Here is a 15,023-nt window from a genome sequence, read left to right as displayed (position 1 = left end):
TTACGCCCCTCCGCCTGTTGCCTGTCGCGGCAAATCGGCTACCCTCTGCCTACAACGGCGGCAAACCGCCGCAAAAAATCAGGGAAGGATTGGAGCGATGGCTCTCAGGGCCGAACAGCTCAAGGACGAGCTGACCGAAGAGGTCGTGCGGCAGGTTCGCGAGCGGCTGGGCCGCAGCCGCGCGGCACCGGCGGAGCGCTTCGTACGGCAGTTCTACGACAACGTCCCGCCCGACGACATCATCCAGGCTCCGGCGGAGCAGCTCTACGGCGCCGCCCTCGCCATGTGGCAATGGGGCCAGCAGCGCGAGGCGACGGACCGCGCCAAGGTCCGCGTCTACAACCCCCGGGTCGAGGAGCATGGCTGGCAGTCCCACCGCACGGTGGTGGAGATCGTCAACGACGACATGCCCTTCCTCGTCGACTCGGTGACCGCGGAGCTGAACCGCCAGGGGCTGACCGTCCATCTGGTCATCCACCCCGTGGTGCGGGTCAAGCGCGACGCCGACGGCCAGCTCGCCGAGCTGTACGAGCCCGCGGCGGCCCCCACCGACGCCGCCCCCGAATCCTTCATGCATGTCGAGGTCGGCGCGGTCACCGGCGCCGCCGCGCTGGACCAGGCCCGCGAGGGGCTGGAGCGCGTGCTGGCCGATGTGCGCGCCGCCGTCGCCGACTGGCGGGCCATGCGCCAGCAGGTGCGCGCCGCCATCGTGGAGGCCGACTGCGCCCGCGCCGCCGTCCCGGCGATCATTCCCGACGACGAGGTGGACGAGGCCAAGGCCTTCCTGTCCTGGGCCGACGACGACCATTTCACCTTCCTCGGCTACCGTGAATACCGCTTCGAGAGCGGCGCCGACGGGGCGGACTCCTCGCTGGGTCTGGTCGCCGGCAGCGGCCTGGGCATCCTGCGCGACGACTCCGTCACCGTCTTCGACGGGCTGCGCAACTACGCCACCCTGCCGCCCGACGTGCGCGACTTCCTGCGCAACCCGCGCGTCCTGATGGTGACCAAGGGCAACCGCCCCTCCCCCGTGCACCGCGCGGTGCCGATGGACGCCTTCCTCATCAAGCGCTTCGACGCCGAGGGGCGGATCATCGGCGAGCGGCTGGTCGCCGGCCTCTTCACCTCCGTCGCCTACAACCGCAGCCCACGCGAGATCCCCTACCTCCGCCGCAAGGTCGCCGAGGTGATGGAGTTGGCCGGCTTCGACCCGCAGGGCCATGACGGCAAGGCGCTGCTGCACATCCTGGAGACCTACCCGCGCGACGAGCTGTTCCAGATCCAGGTGCCGGAGCTGCTGGACATCGCCGTCGGCATCCTGCACCTGCAGGAACGCCAGCGGCTGGCCCTGTTCGTGCGCAAGGACCCGTTCGAGCGCTTCGCCTCCTGCCTCGTCTACGTGCCGCGCGACCGCTACGACACCACGCTGCGCCGGCGCATCCAGTCCATCCTGGAGGCCGCCTACGACGGCACCTGCACCGGCTTCACCACGCAGCTGACCGAAAGCGTGCTGGCCCGCCTGCATTTCATCATCCGGACCGAGCCGGGGCGCGTGCCCACCGTCGACGCCACCGATCTGGAGGCGCGGCTGGTCCAGGCGTCGCGCGGCTGGGACGACCATCTGCGCGACGCGCTGGTCGAGGCCCACGGCGAGGAGCAGGGGCGCACCCTGTTCCGCCGCTACGCCGACGCCTTCCCCACCGCCTACCGCGAGGAGTTCAACGCCGAGGCCGCGGTCTTCGACATCGAGCGGATCGAGAAGGCGACGGCCCAGGGCACGCTGGGCATCAACCTCTACCGCCCGCTGGAGGCCGAAGGGGACGAGCTGCACGTCAAGATCTACCACGAAGGCCGCCCGGTGCCGCTGTCCGACGTGCTGCCCATGCTGGAGCACATGGACCTGAAGGTGATCACCGAAGCGCCCTTCGAGATCGCCATCGCCGGCCACGCCGCCCCGGTGTGGATCCACGACTTCACCGCGCGCTCCCAGAACGGGCTGCCCATCGACTGCGCGATGGTGAAGGAGAAGTTCCAGGACGCCTTCGCCGCCGTCTGGGACGGCCGGATGGAGGATGACGGCTTCAACCGCCTCGTCCTCCGCGCCGGCCTGACCGCGCGGGAGGTGACGGTGCTGCGCGCCTACGCCAAGTATCTGCGCCAGGCCCGCATCCCCTATGGGCAGGACGTCGTGGAAAGCACGCTGGCCGGCCATCCGGCCATCGCGCGCAAGCTGGTCGCCCTGTTCCACAGCCGCTTCGACCCGGCCCGCCGTTCGCAGAACGATCCGGGGCTGGCCGCGGAGATCGAACGCGCGCTCGACGGGGTGAAGAACCTGGACGAGGACCGCATCCTGCGGCGCTTCCTCAACCTGCTGTGCAACACGCTGCGGACCAACGCCTATCAGAACGGCGCGGACGGGCGGCCGAAGACCTACCTCTCCTTCAAAATCGACAGCCGCAACATCGACGACCTGCCGTTGCCCCGCCCGATGGTCGAGGTGTTCGTCTACAGCCCGCGGATGGAGGGCGTCCATCTGCGCGGCGGCAAGGTGGCGCGCGGCGGCATCCGCTGGTCCGACCGCCGCGAGGATTTCCGCACGGAGATCCTCGGCCTGATGAAGGCCCAGATGGTCAAGAACACCGTCATCGTGCCGGTCGGCTCCAAGGGCGGCTTCGTGGTCAAGCGCCCGCCGCCGCCGTCCGCCGGGCGCGAGGCTCAGCTCGCCGAAGGCATCGAGTGCTACAAGACGCTGATGCGCGGCCTGCTGGACATCACCGACAATTTGGACGCCCAGGGGGCGGTGGTGCCGCCGCCCGAGGTGGTCCGCCACGACGGGGACGACCCCTATCTGGTGGTCGCCGCCGACAAGGGCACGGCGACCTTCTCCGACATCGCCAACTCGGTGTCGGTGGACCACGGCTTCTGGCTGGGCGACGCCTTCGCGTCGGGCGGCTCCGCCGGCTACGACCACAAGAAGATGGGCATCACCGCCCGCGGCGCCTGGGAATCGGTGAAGCGCCATTTCCGCGAACTGGGGCACGACACCCAGACGCAGGACTTCACCGTCGTCGGCGTCGGCGACATGTCGGGCGACGTGTTCGGCAACGGCATGCTGCTGTCGAAGCACATCCGCCTGCTCGCCGCCTTCGACCACCGGCACATCTTCATCGATCCCGACCCCGACGCCGCGCGGAGCTGGGAGGAGCGGCAGCGCCTGTTCGACCTGCCCCGCTCCTCCTGGGCGGACTACGACGCGTCGCTGCTGTCCGCGGGCGGCCGCGTCTTCGACCGCTCGGCCAAGTCGCTGGAGCTGACCCCGGAGATCCGCCAGCGCTTCGGCATCGCCAAGGACCACGTCACCCCGCTGGAGCTGATGCAGACGCTGCTGAAGGCCGAGGTGGACCTGCTGTGGTTCGGCGGCATCGGCACCTACCTGAAGGCGGCGGAGGAGACCAACGCCGAGGTCGGCGACAAGGCCAACGACGCGCTGCGCATCGACGGGCGCGACGTGCGGGCCAAGGTGATCGGCGAGGGCGCCAACCTGGGCGTCACCCAGCGCGGCCGCATCGAGGCGGCGCAGCACGGGGTGCGGCTGAACACCGACGCCATCGACAATTCGGCGGGCGTGGACACCTCCGACCATGAGGTGAACATCAAGATCCTGCTGAACGATGTGGTCGTCCGCGGCGACATGACGCTGAAGCAGCGCGACCAGCTGCTCGCCGCCATGACCGACGAGGTGGCCGGTCTGGTGCTGGCCGACAACTACCTGCAGAGCCAGGCCCTGACCGTCGCCCGCGCCCAGGGTCCCGACGCGCTGGAGGCGCAGGCCCGGCTGATCCGCTCGCTGGAGAAGGCGGGGCGGCTCAACCGCGCCATCGAGTATCTGCCCGACGAGGAGGAGCTGTCCGCCCGCATGGCCAACCGCGAAGGGCTGACCCGGCCCGAGCTGGCCGTGCTGCTGGCCTACGCCAAGATCACGCTCTACGACGATCTGCTGGCGTCGGACCTGCCGGACGATCCCTTCATGGCCGACGACCTCACCCGCTACTTCCCCAAGCCGCTGCGCAAGGCCCATGCGGAGGCGGTGGGGCGGCACCGGCTGCGGCGGGAGATCATCGCGACCAGCGTCACCAACAGCCTCGTCAACCGCACCGGCCCGACCTTCGTCAAGGAGATGATGGAGAAGACCGGCATGGGACCGGCGGACGTCGCCCGCGCCTACACCATCGTGCGCGACGCCTTCGGCCTGCGCTCGCTGTGGACGGGGATCGAGGACCTCGACACCGTCGTCCCGGCCGCGCTCCAGACCAGCATGATCCTGGAGACGGTCCGCCACATGGAGCGCGCCGCCGCCTGGTTCCTGGCGAGCTGCCAGCAGCCGCTGGACATCGCCCGCGAGACGGAGGCCTTCCGGCCCGGCATCGAGACGCTTCTCGCCGGTCTCGACAACGTGCTGGACGCCGAGGAGACGGCCCGCCTGACCGCCCGCGTCGCCTCCTACCAGGAGCAGGGCGTTCCCGCCGAACTGGCCCGTCGCATGGCGGCGCTGCCGGTGCTGGCCGCCGCCCCCGACCTCGTCCGCATCGCCGGGCGCACCGGGCGCGGGGTCGCGGACGTCGCCGCGGTCTACTTCATGCTGGGCCGCCGCTTCGGCCTGGAGTGGCTGCGCGACAAGGCCGCCGCGGCGAAGGCGGAGAACCACTGGCAGAAGCAGGCGGTGGCCGCCCTGGTCGACGACCTGTTCGCCCACCAGACCGCGCTGACCACCCGCGTCCTGGAGGCGGTGGACCAGCTTCCCGCGGAAGCCCCCGTGGAGGCCTGGATCGCCCACCGCCGCCCGGTGGTGGAGCGGGTGGAGCAGCTCCTGTCCGAGCTGCGCACCCAGCCCAACGTCGACCTGTCGATGCTGGCGGTGGCGAACCGGCAGCTCCGCGGCCTGACGGCGGGGTAAGATCGGAGGCCGGGCACCCGGTCAGGCGAGGGTGAAGGCGAGATAGCTGGAACCGTTGACCTGACCGGGCATCACCAGGATCGCGCCGGAGGATTTGCCGGCGATGGTCAGGCTCATATCGATGCTGCCATTCGCGTCCAGATCGATATGGGCCGTCGCCCCTTTGTTGCCTTCCGCACCGGCCATCTCCGCCCAGGTCAGTTTGGACACGCCTTCCGTCCAACCCCAGGCGGTCACCCACTCGCCCTTTTCCAGATCGGTCACGGTGGACCATGTGGTGCCGCCGCCACGCCCGTCGATGAAGAAGGTGTCGTTGCCGAAGCCACCGACCAGCCAGTTCGATCCCGTGCCGCCATCGAGCACATCGTCCCCCATGCCGCCGTCCACGGCGTCGTCGCCGCCGCGCGCGTTGATGAAGTCGGCGACAGCCGATCCCACCATCGCTTCACCGTCATCCTCGGCGATGTGCATGTTCTTCAGCCATGTGACGGGACCGGAGTAGGGGTCCATTCGAAAGTGGCGGCCAGTGCCACCGGACATGATCGAGAGGAGATTGCTGGAATCACCGTTGTCGTCGTCCTTGATGGTGCCCAGCGCTGACCTTGTCTCTATGACGACGCTCATCGCGACATCCGTAGCGGAACCACCCGAAGCCGCAACTGGTGTCGAGAGTTCAACACGGAAGCCCTCGTCGGATTCGGGCAGCCGGTCGCCTGTCACGCGGATGCTGATGACCCTATTATGTTCCCCTTCGGCAAAGTGGATCGTACCCGAGGGCAGCGTCCCTCCGAAATCGGCGGCGTCGGCCGGGTTCTGGCCGTAACCGACGACTCGCCAATTTACCGAAAAGGCCTTTGGATTCAGAGCGACGTCGCGTCCCACATAGAAATCGAAATTGATGCTCCCCGTATTTCCCTCCGCGATCCCGGTTGATGCTAACCCCAGCGGCATCATGGAAATGGAAAACGGGATGTCATCATTGAGGATGCTTCCGATCGACGAAAAGGCATTTGTATCGAGCGTGGCGCCGATCGGATTGGAGAGCATGACCTTGAAGTGTTCGTCACGTTCCACACGCTGATCGCCCTGAATGGGAACGGTGAGGGTTTTCGTCGATTCTCCGGGGGCAAAGTTCATGGTTCCCGATGGTAAGGTTCCCCCAAAATCCTCGGCGTTGAGTTGGCCGTCATCGAGTTGGTAGATGAGGCTTCCTGGAACCGAGCCAAACGAAGCAACCGCCCAATCGATTGTCGAGGCTTGGCTGGCGTCCCCGCTGCGCGTCACAGTGAAGAGATAGGGCGTGATGCCGCTGTTGCCCTCGCGGTTCGTGACGCCGCTGGGCGAGATCGCGATGATCGGCAGGGTATGGTCTGTATCGGCCATGACGTGACTCCGGCAGAGCGGTCGGGGACAGGTGCACAAGGCAAGGCACTTTCGCCGAAATCTACTAAAAGGCAATAGAATATCAACGGAGCACAACGCATGGACGCAACGCCTTGCGAGGACGGATTGTCGCGCGTGCGGACTCCGGCCCCCGCACGCAAAGCATGCTCCCGCCACGGCACAAACTTGATCTGTAGCGGCTCGGGCTTTCCCGCTATGGTGCGGACACTGAACGACCCGGAGCCGCCGCGATGACCGACCCCCAGCCGACCCTGAACGACGCCATCCGCCTGCTGCGGACGAACGATCTGGGCGGGGCGGAGGCGGCCTGCCGGGCGATCCTGGCGACCGACCCGCACAACGCGCAGGCCCTGCACCTGCTGGGCGTCGTCGCCGCCCACACCGGCCATCCCGACGGCGCGCTCGACCTCTTCGCCCACGCCATCGCCGAGGACGGCAAGGACCCGTCCTTCCACAACAGCCGCGGCAGCCTGCTCTTCCAACTCGGCCGCGCCGCGGAGGCGGAGGCGGCGTTCCGCGCCGGCATCGCCCTCAACGACCGCCTGCCGGAGCTTCACGGCAATCTGGGCAACGCGCTGAAGGCGCTGGGCCGGCTGGAGGACGCCGAGGGCGCCTTCCGCGCTGCCCTGGCCCTGCGCGGCGACGCGCCGGAGATGCACAATTTCCTGGGCACCACCCTGCGCGAGCTGGGCCGGCTGGACGAGGCGGAGGCCGCCTTCCGCGCCGCGCTGGAACGGGCGCCGGAGTATCTGGAGGCCCGCTACAACCTTGCCGAGGCGCTGAGCACGCGCGGCGCCCTGGAGGAGGCCGAGGAGGCCTTCCGCGTGGTGATCGCGGCGGCGCCCCGTTTCGTCCCCGCCCATGTCGGTCTGGCCCACACGCTGCAGAGCCTCGACCGCGCCAACGAGGCGGTGGAGGCCATCGAGGCCGCCCGCGCCATCACGCCGGACCACCCGCTGGTGCAGTTCACCCGCCGGCTGATCTATTCCAACGCCGTCCCCGGCTGGCACCTGCCGATGATCAACGACTTCGAGCGCAACGACGCCTACGAGGCGGCGCTGAAGCGCGCGGTGACACCGGATTCGCTGGTCCTGGAGATCGGCACCGGCTCGGGCATCGTCGCCATGATGGCGGCGCGCGCCGGGGCGCGGAAGGTGGTGACCTGCGAGGTGAACCCGATCCTCGCCCGCATCGCCCGCGAGACCGTCGCCAACAACGGCTACGCCGACCGCATCGACGTGGTGCCGAAGCTGTCCACCCGCCTGTCGGTGGGTGAGGGCGGCGACCTGCCGGAGAAGGCCGACGTCTTCGTGTCGGAACTCATCAACATCGGCATGCTGGCGCCGCGCATGCTGTCGGTCCTGCAGCACGCGCGCACCCATCTGGTGAAACCCGGCGGCGCGATCATCCCGCGCGCCTCGACCGTCTACGCCATGCTGGTGGAGACCCCGGAGCTGGCCCGCATCAACCCGGTGAAGACCATCGGCGGCTTCGACATGTCGACCTTCGACGTGTTCCGCTCCCCCGGCTACCAGCAGATCGACCTCGGCGCCGAAACCCACACGCCGCTGTCGGCCGCCTTCACCGCGCTCGACTTCGACTTCACCCGCAACATGCCCGAGGAGGGCACGCGCGAGATCGCCGTGGAGATCACGGCGGAGGGCACCTGCCACGGCGTGGCCTTCTGGTTCGACCTGCATATGGACGAGGAGGTCACCTACCGCTCCGAAAGCCGGGCGCGGACGAACCACTGGAAGCAGGCGATGACCTATCTGGAGACGCCGATCCGCGTGCGCCCCGGCGATCGGCTGACCATCGTCGCCCGCTACGACAACAACCAGATTTCGTTCGGCGTGGGCGGCTGAGCGGACGCGAGTCTTCGGGGTTTCCCCGCAGGCCGACGCCAGCCGACCGACGACGAACCGGAGAGATCCCATGAGCACCGATGAGTCTTCCGACCGCATCGCCACCGACATCGTCGTCCCGCCGCCCGACCTGTCCGACCTGGAGCGGCAGAAGGCGGAGATCGAGGCGATCCAGGCGCAGATGATGGAAATGCGCGCGCGGATCGACACGCGCCTGGACGAGCGCCGCCCCACCATCGACGTCGTTCCGGTTCACCTCGACGAACCCGCGCCGCCCAACTCGCCCGCGGCCATTCGCCATACGGAACAGTAAGCCGCTCTTTTGACAACTTCCGCCTGAACGCGCTACGCTGCTGTCAACGAATGGCGGCAGCGACCGAAGCGCCCGCCTGGATGGTCGGGAGGGCCTCATGTCGATCAACCCGTCGAACGCGCCAACCTCCGGTCTCAGCCTCGGTTTCAGCCTCAAGGCGGCTCTGACCGTGCTGGGCGCCGACAAGGGAGCCCCGTCGCAGACCGCCGCCGGTCAGGCGGCATCGGCCTCCGGCGGCTCGGCCGTCTTCGTCACCCTGTCCGTCGAAGCCCAGGCCTTCATGGCCACCACCACCGCGTCCAAGGCCGGCAAGACCGCAAGCGGTGCGGCCGGGCCCTACACCGCCTATTTCCCGACGCGCGACGGCAAACCCGCCACGGCGCTGGCCAAGGCGGTGTCCGATCCGGGGGCGGTGTCCAGCTCGGCGGGCCTGAGCGGGCCGGACATCGCCAAGGACGCCCGCGCCCGCATGGACGCGCAGTACGACGCCATGAAGGCGAGCGGCAAGCCCTTCGACTTCGACAGCTTCGAGGGCCGCGACTGGTACTCCCTGATGGGCGATCTCGACCGCCGCTCGCTGGAGGCGGTGCGCAGCAACGCCGGCGGCCAATTCTCCAAGCAGGAACAGGACATCGCCCAATCGATCATGGCGCAGCAGGAGGGGCTGGCCATGGGCCTCTACAACGGCCCGATCAGCCAGGAGGCCAGCTTCACCGATCCGTTCCGCGGCGACGAGGCCGCAAGGATGAAGGCGAACCTCACCTTCCTGGACGCCGTCGGCCCCGAAGAGAAGACCTCGACCGAATGGGCGACACGCCGGGCGTCGGCGCAGGTGTCCTACGAAATCCACACGAGGGAGAAGGGCGATGAACCGGAAAAGCTCGACAGCGACAACCCGCTCGCGACCCTGATCAAGCAGGCGATGGACCGGTCGCAGTCCGACCCGCTGCGGCACATCCCCAAGACACCGGACGAGTTGAAGACACAGGCGTGGTTCAAGGGCTTCGAGTCCCAACTGGACGCCACCGCCGCCCGGAACGTGGCGCAAGGCATCGCCCAGAGCATCGCGTTGGCGAAAGCCACCACGCCGACGGCGGACTCCGCCAAACCGGTGTAGCTCCGCCCCCGGGTTGGCATTCCCGGCCGCTTTGCCTAGAGTGGGTCATCCCGGACAACAGACGGCCGATCCTTCAGCATGCCCCACACCGCCGAGGCGCCGAGCCGCCGTGCCATCGCGTCCTGGTGCCTCTACGACTGGGCGAACTCGTCGTACAACACCATCATCACGACCTTCATCTTCTCCGTCTATTTCGCCCGCGGCGTGGTCGGGGACGAGGTGGCGGGCGCCTCGCGCTGGAGCGCGGCGCTGACCGTCGCCGGGCTGCTGATCGCCCTGCTCAGCCCCGTGCTGGGCGCGGTGGCCGACCGGACGGGGCGGCGCAAGCCGTGGATGGCGCTGTTCACCGCCCTGACCGTGGTCTTCTGCGCCGCGCTCTGGTGGGTGAAGCCCGACCCGTCCCACGCGCTGTTCGCCTTGGTCTGCGTGGTCATCGGCACCGTCGCCTTCGAATTGGCGAACGTCTTCTACAACGCCAGCCTGACCGCGCTGGCGCCGCCGCGGATGCTCGGGCGGATTTCCGGCTGGGGCTGGGGCATCGGCTATTTCGGCGGGCTGGCCTGTCTGGTGGTCGCGTTGTTCGTCTTCGTGAAGTCGCCCGCCCCGCTGTTCGGCCTGCTCGACACGGCGGAGCAGGCGCCGGTGCGCGCCACCACCCTGCTCGCCGCCGCCTGGTACGGGCTGTTCGCCCTGCCCTTCTTCCTGTTCGTGCCGGACGTGCCGGCAACCGGCCTCGGCATCCGGCAGGCGGCGCGGGAGGGCATGGCGACGCTGCGCCGGACGCTGGCGGAGACGCGCAAGTACCGCAACACGTTGCGCTTCCTGATCGCCAGCGCGATCTACCGCGACGGCATCAACACCATCACCGCCTTCGGCGGCATCTTCGCCGCCCACGCCTTCGGCATGAGTTTCGAGGAGATCCTGCTCTTCGCCATCGCGCTGAACGTGGTGGCCGGCGTCGGGGCCATCGGCTTCGCCTGGGTGGACGACCGGATGGGGGCCAAGCCGACCATCCTGGTCAGTTTGATCGGCCTGACCGCCTTCGGTGTGCCGCTGCTGCTGGCGACGGAGAAGGCGTGGTTCTGGGTGCTGGCCCTGGGGCTGGGCGCCTTCTTCGGGCCGGCGCAGGCGGCCGGGCGGTCGATGATGGCGCGGCTGGCCCCGCCGGGCATGGTGGGCGAGATGTTCGGGCTTTACAGCCTGACCGGCCGCATGGCCGGCTTCGTCGGGCCGCTCGCCTTCGGGCTGGCAACCGCGCTGTTCGAGAGCCAGCGGGCCGGCATGGCGAGCGTTGTGGCTTTCTTCGTCATCGGTTTTGGGCTTATGCTGGCGGTTCGGGAGCCGGCACCGGGCGATGCGAATACGGTGCGACAGTCCGCCGCGGCATGACGGCGGATTCACCCAGCGGAAGCTGCTAACTTGCCTTTTGCTGCGACGCACAACGAATTTTGCGCGGAGGGCGGAACGGACATGTTGCACATCAAGGACATCGAGGCCTTCGCGCACATCAACGAGGCGCTGGCCCGCGACCACGCCGCGGCGCGTGGGGAAAACGATTCGGTGGGACACCAGCCGGGGCATCATCCCGCGATGCATCCGGCGATGCTGATCGCCATGGCGGCGACCGGGCGCCTGAAGCCGGAAGACGGTGCGGACGGAAAAACGCCGCAGGCCGAAGCCGCCGCTTTGCTGGCGCGAATGTTGGGGGCGCGGCGGGAGTAAAGCCCCCACCCTTCCCACGGCTTCGCCGCGGGCCCCTTCCCTCCCCCGCTTCGCAGGAGAGGGAGAATGGTCCCCTCCCCTGCGTTAGCGGGGGAGGGTCAGGGAGGGGGCAAGTGAGTCCTCAGTGCCGGAAGTGGCGCATCCCGGTCAGCACCATCGCCAGACCCTTCTCATCGGCGGCGGCGATGACGTCGTTGTCGCGGATCGAGCCGCCGGGCTGGATCACCGCCGTCACGCCGGCTTCCGCCGCGGCCAGCAGGCCGTCCGCGAAGGGGAAGAAGGCGTCCGAGGCGACCACCGAGCCCTTGGTCAGCGGCTCCGACAGGCCGGCGGCCTTGGCGGCCTCCGCCGACTTGATGGCGGCGATGCGCGCCGAGTCGACGCGGCTCATCTGGCCGGCGCCGACGCCCACCGTGGCGCCGTTCTTGGCGTAGACGATGGCGTTCGACTTCACATGCTTGGCGACGCGGAAGGCGAAGAGCAGGTCGGCCAGCTCCTGCTCCGTCGGGGCGCGCTTGGTCACCACCTTCAGGTCGTCAAGCGTGATGCGGCCGTTGTCGCGGTTCTGCAGCAGGAAGCCGCCGGAGAGCTGCTTCACCATCATCCCCGGCTCGGCCGGGTTCGGCACGTCCTTGGTCAGCAGGACGCGCAGGTTCTTCTTGGTGGCGAGCAGGGCGCGGGCCGCGTCGTCGGCGTCCGGGGCGATCACCACCTCGGCGAACAGCTTGGCGATCTCCTCCGCGGTGGCGGCGTCCAGCGGGCGGTTGACGGCGATGATGCCACCGAAGGCGCTGACCGGGTCGCACAGCAGGGCCTGCTTGTAGGCGTCGAGCAGGTTCGCCCCCTCGGCCACGCCGCAGGGGTTGGCGTGCTTGATGATGGCGACGGCCGGACGCTCGAACTCGGCGACCAGCTCGAAGGCGGCGTCGGTGTCGTTCAGGTTGTTGTAGGACAGCTCCTTGCCCTGAAGCTGGATCGCCGTCGCCACACCCGGACGCTGCTCGCCGGTGACGTAGAAGGCCGCCTGCTGGTGCGGGTTCTCGCCGTAGCGCAGGGTCTGGCTGAGCTTGCCCGACAGGGTGGTGCGCGGCGGGAAGGTCTCACCGAGCTGGCCGGCCAGCCAGGAGGAGATGGCTGCGTCGTAGGACGCCGTGCGGGCGTAGGCGCGCTGGGCCAGCGTGCGGCGGAGCGTCAGCGTGACGGCGCCGTCATGGGTCGCCAGCTCGTCCAGAACCGCCTCGTAATCCTCGGGGTCGGTGACGACGGTGACGAAGTCATGGTTCTTGGCCGCAGCGCGGATCATCGCCGGGCCGCCGATGTCGATGTTCTCCACGCAGTTGGCGTAGTCGGCGCCCTTCGACACCGTCGCCTCGAACGGGTAGAGGTTCACCACCACGAGGTCGATCGGCGGAATGTCGTGGGTGGTCATCGCCTCGGCGTGGATATCGCGGCGGGCCAGGATGCCGCCGTGCACGCGCGGGTGCAGCGTCTTGACGCGCCCGTCCATGATCTCCGGGAAGCCGGTGTGGTCGGAGACCTCCTTCACCGGGATGCCGGCCTCGGCCAGCCGCTGGGCGGAGCCGCCGGTGGACAGGATCTCCACGCCCTTGGCCGCCAGCGCCTGACCGAGCGCGACGAGGCCCGTCTTGTCGGACACGGAGATCAGCGCGCGCGTGATGCGGACGAGATCGGGGGCGGGCGAGTGGGCGACGTTCGGCGGGCTCATCGGGGCATCCTGGCTGTCATGGAACCGGCTGCGGCGGGCAGGGCTTGGGAAGACGGCGCATGGGAAGACGGGACCTGAGCCGTCGGTTGCCTGACCGATCCGGAAAAGCGAAACACCCCGCTTCGTCACCCCCGCCCGGGCGGGGATCACGGTCGCAGGGCGAACACTCCACAGACTCTCGAAACAGGCACCGATCCGTATTCCCACGGCCTGTCCGCCGCGGATGCGCGCGGTTTACCCCCCCTTGCGCTCGCGGCGCAAGGCCCATTTCACCGTCTTGATGGCGGGGCCGGTATGTCCGGAGACGGCGATCTGGGTGGTCCGCCGCGGCTCGTCGCCGCTGCCCAGATAAATGCTCTCCTCCAGCTCCAGCGTGGCGCCCGACGCGCGCAGCCGCCAGGCGGCGCCGCTCGGCAGCTTCAGCTGCACCTGCCCGCCCTGGACGAGGCTCGCCTGGACCGCGGGATGCAGGTGGAAGCGGATGGTGAAGGGCCGCGGCTCCGGCGTGGCGCCGATCACCGGCTCCAGCATGTCCTCGCCGCGCAGGTCCTCGCCGTTCTCCGCCAGATAGACGCGGCGGCGGTGCAGATAGCCGAAGTTGCGGCTGTAGCCGTTGTGGGTGGCGACGACCAGCACCGCCCCGTCGTTCTCCTGCCGCTCGCAGCCGACATGGGAGGGGCGGCGGCCCAGACCGCCCGCCTCGATCACCTCCGACGAGTTGGTCTCGGCCAGCACGACGGTGGAATGGGCGGCGGTGCCGGCCAGCGCGGCGCGCCAGGGGCCGGTCTTCACCGGGTGGGCACCGCAATTGACGATCAGCCGCTCCTTGCCGACCGACATCTCCAGCGACAGGGTGCCGGCGTGGGCGGTGGCGTCCAGCCCGGTGACCGGCGGCACGCCGGTGTCCATCAGCACCATGGTCCGCCCGGCGATCAGCCGCTCGAAGCCGGTGTGCGGCGCGCTCTTCAACGGACGCCCGCGGGCGTCGGCCTGGGCCAGCACCGTGTCGACCAGCGCCGCGTCCTCCTCCCGCCCGCCGTTGAACAGGGCGAGGCCGCCGTCGCCGTGGCGGAAGAAGCGCAGGGCCGGCGTCATGCGGTCGATGGCGTGCTGCAGCGCCTCCGGCACGTCGGCGCGGGCGGTGCGCAGGACCGACCGCATGTCGATCAGGTCGCGCAGGATGCGCAGCTGCACCGAGGGGCAGCGCTCGACATGGCCGCCGTCCGGCAGGATCTGGCGCGGCAGTTCCCGCTCCAGCAGCTTCAGCGCGTCCTGGCCGATCCGCTCATGCTCCGGCAGGCAGAAGCCGCCATAGACGAGGCCCTTGGCCGCGGTGACCAGCGCCTTGCCGTCCAGCGCGCCGGGCACCACGCGGGTCAGATGCTTGACCTGCCGGGCGAGGCTGTCGAAGACCGCGGCGCGGAACTCGTCGTCGGCGGAGGCGCAATAGAAGTCGTGCAGGCCGATCCAGGCGGCAATGCGGGCGCCCAGCACCTCCGGCGCCCAGGTCTGGGCGTTCCAGCTCCCGTTGTTGCCCAGCCAGGACAGCACCAGCGCGCGGGCCCGCCGCCGCGCGGTGTCGCCGCCGACCGCCCGCAGGTCGCGCAGCCATTCGAAGCCGTGCAGGGCGTCCTGCCAGACGGCGCTGCCGGCCCGCCAGTTCGGCGCGCCGTGGGCGTCGGCCGCCGCCGCCTGCCCGCCGAAGCGGAAGACGCCGGCCAGGATCGCCGAGCCGTCCCCGGCGTCGCCCGGCCAGGGGTCCGGCGGCACGGCGGACAGGGCGGTCGGCGCGCGGCCGCCCAAGGTCAGCTTGTAGATCGGGTTGCCGAAGGCGATCTGTGCGACGCCGTCCCGCAAGCGGCCCATTTTCCCACGCCCGGCGCTCATCGGCTCACCCCGTCACACGGCAGGGGAAGGCGATG

At 69.4% G+C, this 15,023-nt stretch carries 9 protein-coding genes; 6 read left to right on the top strand and 3 right to left on the bottom strand.

Annotated elements, in window-relative coordinates:
* Positions 1 to 97 precede the first annotated feature (97 nt).
* Positions 98 to 4,954, top strand: coding sequence for an NAD-glutamate dehydrogenase (locus Sp245p_RS02735; RefSeq protein ID WP_014238579.1), 4,857 nt, complete (start codon positions 98 to 100; stop codon positions 4,952 to 4,954).
* Positions 4,955 to 4,975: 21 nt separating this feature from the next.
* Here Sp245p_RS02735 and Sp245p_RS02730 read toward each other — a convergent pair whose 3' ends face one another.
* On the bottom strand, positions 4,976 to 6,337 hold the full coding sequence (locus Sp245p_RS02730; RefSeq protein WP_014238580.1) for a Calx-beta domain-containing protein: 1,362 nt from the start codon (positions 6,335 to 6,337) through the stop codon (positions 4,976 to 4,978).
* 251 nt (positions 6,338 to 6,588) lie between these two features.
* On the opposite strand from Sp245p_RS02730, the gene Sp245p_RS02725 reads away from it, so the two are divergent.
* From Sp245p_RS02725 to Sp245p_RS02705, 5 genes are all read left to right on the top strand, one after another.
* On the top strand, positions 6,589 to 8,223 hold the full coding sequence (locus Sp245p_RS02725) for a tetratricopeptide repeat protein (protein WP_014238582.1): 1,635 nt from the start codon (positions 6,589 to 6,591) through the stop codon (positions 8,221 to 8,223).
* Between the two features lie 70 nt (positions 8,224 to 8,293).
* Complete coding sequence (locus Sp245p_RS02720; protein WP_014238583.1) at positions 8,294 to 8,536, top strand: hypothetical protein; 243 nt, start codon at positions 8,294 to 8,296, stop codon at positions 8,534 to 8,536.
* 97 nt (positions 8,537 to 8,633) lie between these two features.
* On the top strand, positions 8,634 to 9,653 hold the full coding sequence (locus Sp245p_RS02715) for a hypothetical protein (protein WP_014238584.1): 1,020 nt from the start codon (positions 8,634 to 8,636) through the stop codon (positions 9,651 to 9,653).
* Positions 9,654 to 9,731: 78 nt separating this feature from the next.
* On the top strand, positions 9,732 to 11,042 hold the full coding sequence (locus Sp245p_RS02710; RefSeq protein WP_014238585.1) for an MFS transporter: 1,311 nt from the start codon (positions 9,732 to 9,734) through the stop codon (positions 11,040 to 11,042).
* An 81-nt stretch (positions 11,043 to 11,123) separates the two neighbouring features.
* Positions 11,124 to 11,375, top strand: coding sequence for a hypothetical protein (locus Sp245p_RS02705; protein ID WP_014238586.1), 252 nt, complete (start codon positions 11,124 to 11,126; stop codon positions 11,373 to 11,375).
* Between the two features lie 121 nt (positions 11,376 to 11,496).
* Here Sp245p_RS02705 and purH read toward each other — a convergent pair whose 3' ends face one another.
* Both purH and Sp245p_RS02695 read right to left on the bottom strand, forming a co-directional pair.
* Complete coding sequence (gene purH, locus Sp245p_RS02700; RefSeq protein WP_014238587.1) at positions 11,497 to 13,101, bottom strand: bifunctional phosphoribosylaminoimidazolecarboxamide formyltransferase/IMP cyclohydrolase; 1,605 nt, start codon at positions 13,099 to 13,101, stop codon at positions 11,497 to 11,499.
* 234 nt (positions 13,102 to 13,335) lie between these two features.
* On the bottom strand, positions 13,336 to 14,967 hold the full coding sequence (locus tag Sp245p_RS02695; protein ID WP_014238588.1) for a heparinase II/III family protein: 1,632 nt from the start codon (positions 14,965 to 14,967) through the stop codon (positions 13,336 to 13,338).
* Between the last annotated feature and the right edge of the window lie 56 nt (positions 14,968 to 15,023).

This window comes from Azospirillum baldaniorum (genome assembly GCF_003119195.2).
GTDB classification, from domain to species: domain Bacteria; phylum Pseudomonadota; class Alphaproteobacteria; order Azospirillales; family Azospirillaceae; genus Azospirillum; species Azospirillum baldaniorum.
This window is presented reverse-complemented; position numbering and strand designations above follow the sequence as displayed.

Excerpts from the sequence above, each read along its gene's own strand:
- Sp245p_RS02720 (WP_014238583.1), top strand. The coding sequence starts at position 8,294 with ATGAGCACCGATGAGTCTTCCGACCGCATCGCCACCGACATCGTCGTC.
- Sp245p_RS02705 (WP_014238586.1), top strand. The coding sequence starts at position 11,124 with ATGTTGCACATCAAGGACATCGAGGCCTTCGCGCACATCAACGAGGCG.
- Sp245p_RS02710 (WP_014238585.1), top strand. The coding sequence starts at position 9,732 with ATGCCCCACACCGCCGAGGCGCCGAGCCGCCGTGCCATCGCGTCCTGG.
- Sp245p_RS02725 (WP_014238582.1), top strand. The coding sequence starts at position 6,589 with ATGACCGACCCCCAGCCGACCCTGAACGACGCCATCCGCCTGCTGCGG.
- Sp245p_RS02695 (WP_014238588.1), bottom strand. The coding sequence starts at position 14,967 with ATGGGCCGCTTGCGGGACGGCGTCGCACAGATCGCCTTCGGCAACCCG.
- Sp245p_RS02735 (WP_014238579.1), top strand. The coding sequence starts at position 98 with ATGGCTCTCAGGGCCGAACAGCTCAAGGACGAGCTGACCGAAGAGGTC.
- purH (WP_014238587.1), bottom strand. The coding sequence starts at position 13,101 with ATGAGCCCGCCGAACGTCGCCCACTCGCCCGCCCCCGATCTCGTCCGC.
- Sp245p_RS02730 (WP_014238580.1), bottom strand. The coding sequence starts at position 6,337 with ATGGCCGATACAGACCATACCCTGCCGATCATCGCGATCTCGCCCAGC.
- Sp245p_RS02715 (WP_014238584.1), top strand. The coding sequence starts at position 8,634 with ATGTCGATCAACCCGTCGAACGCGCCAACCTCCGGTCTCAGCCTCGGT.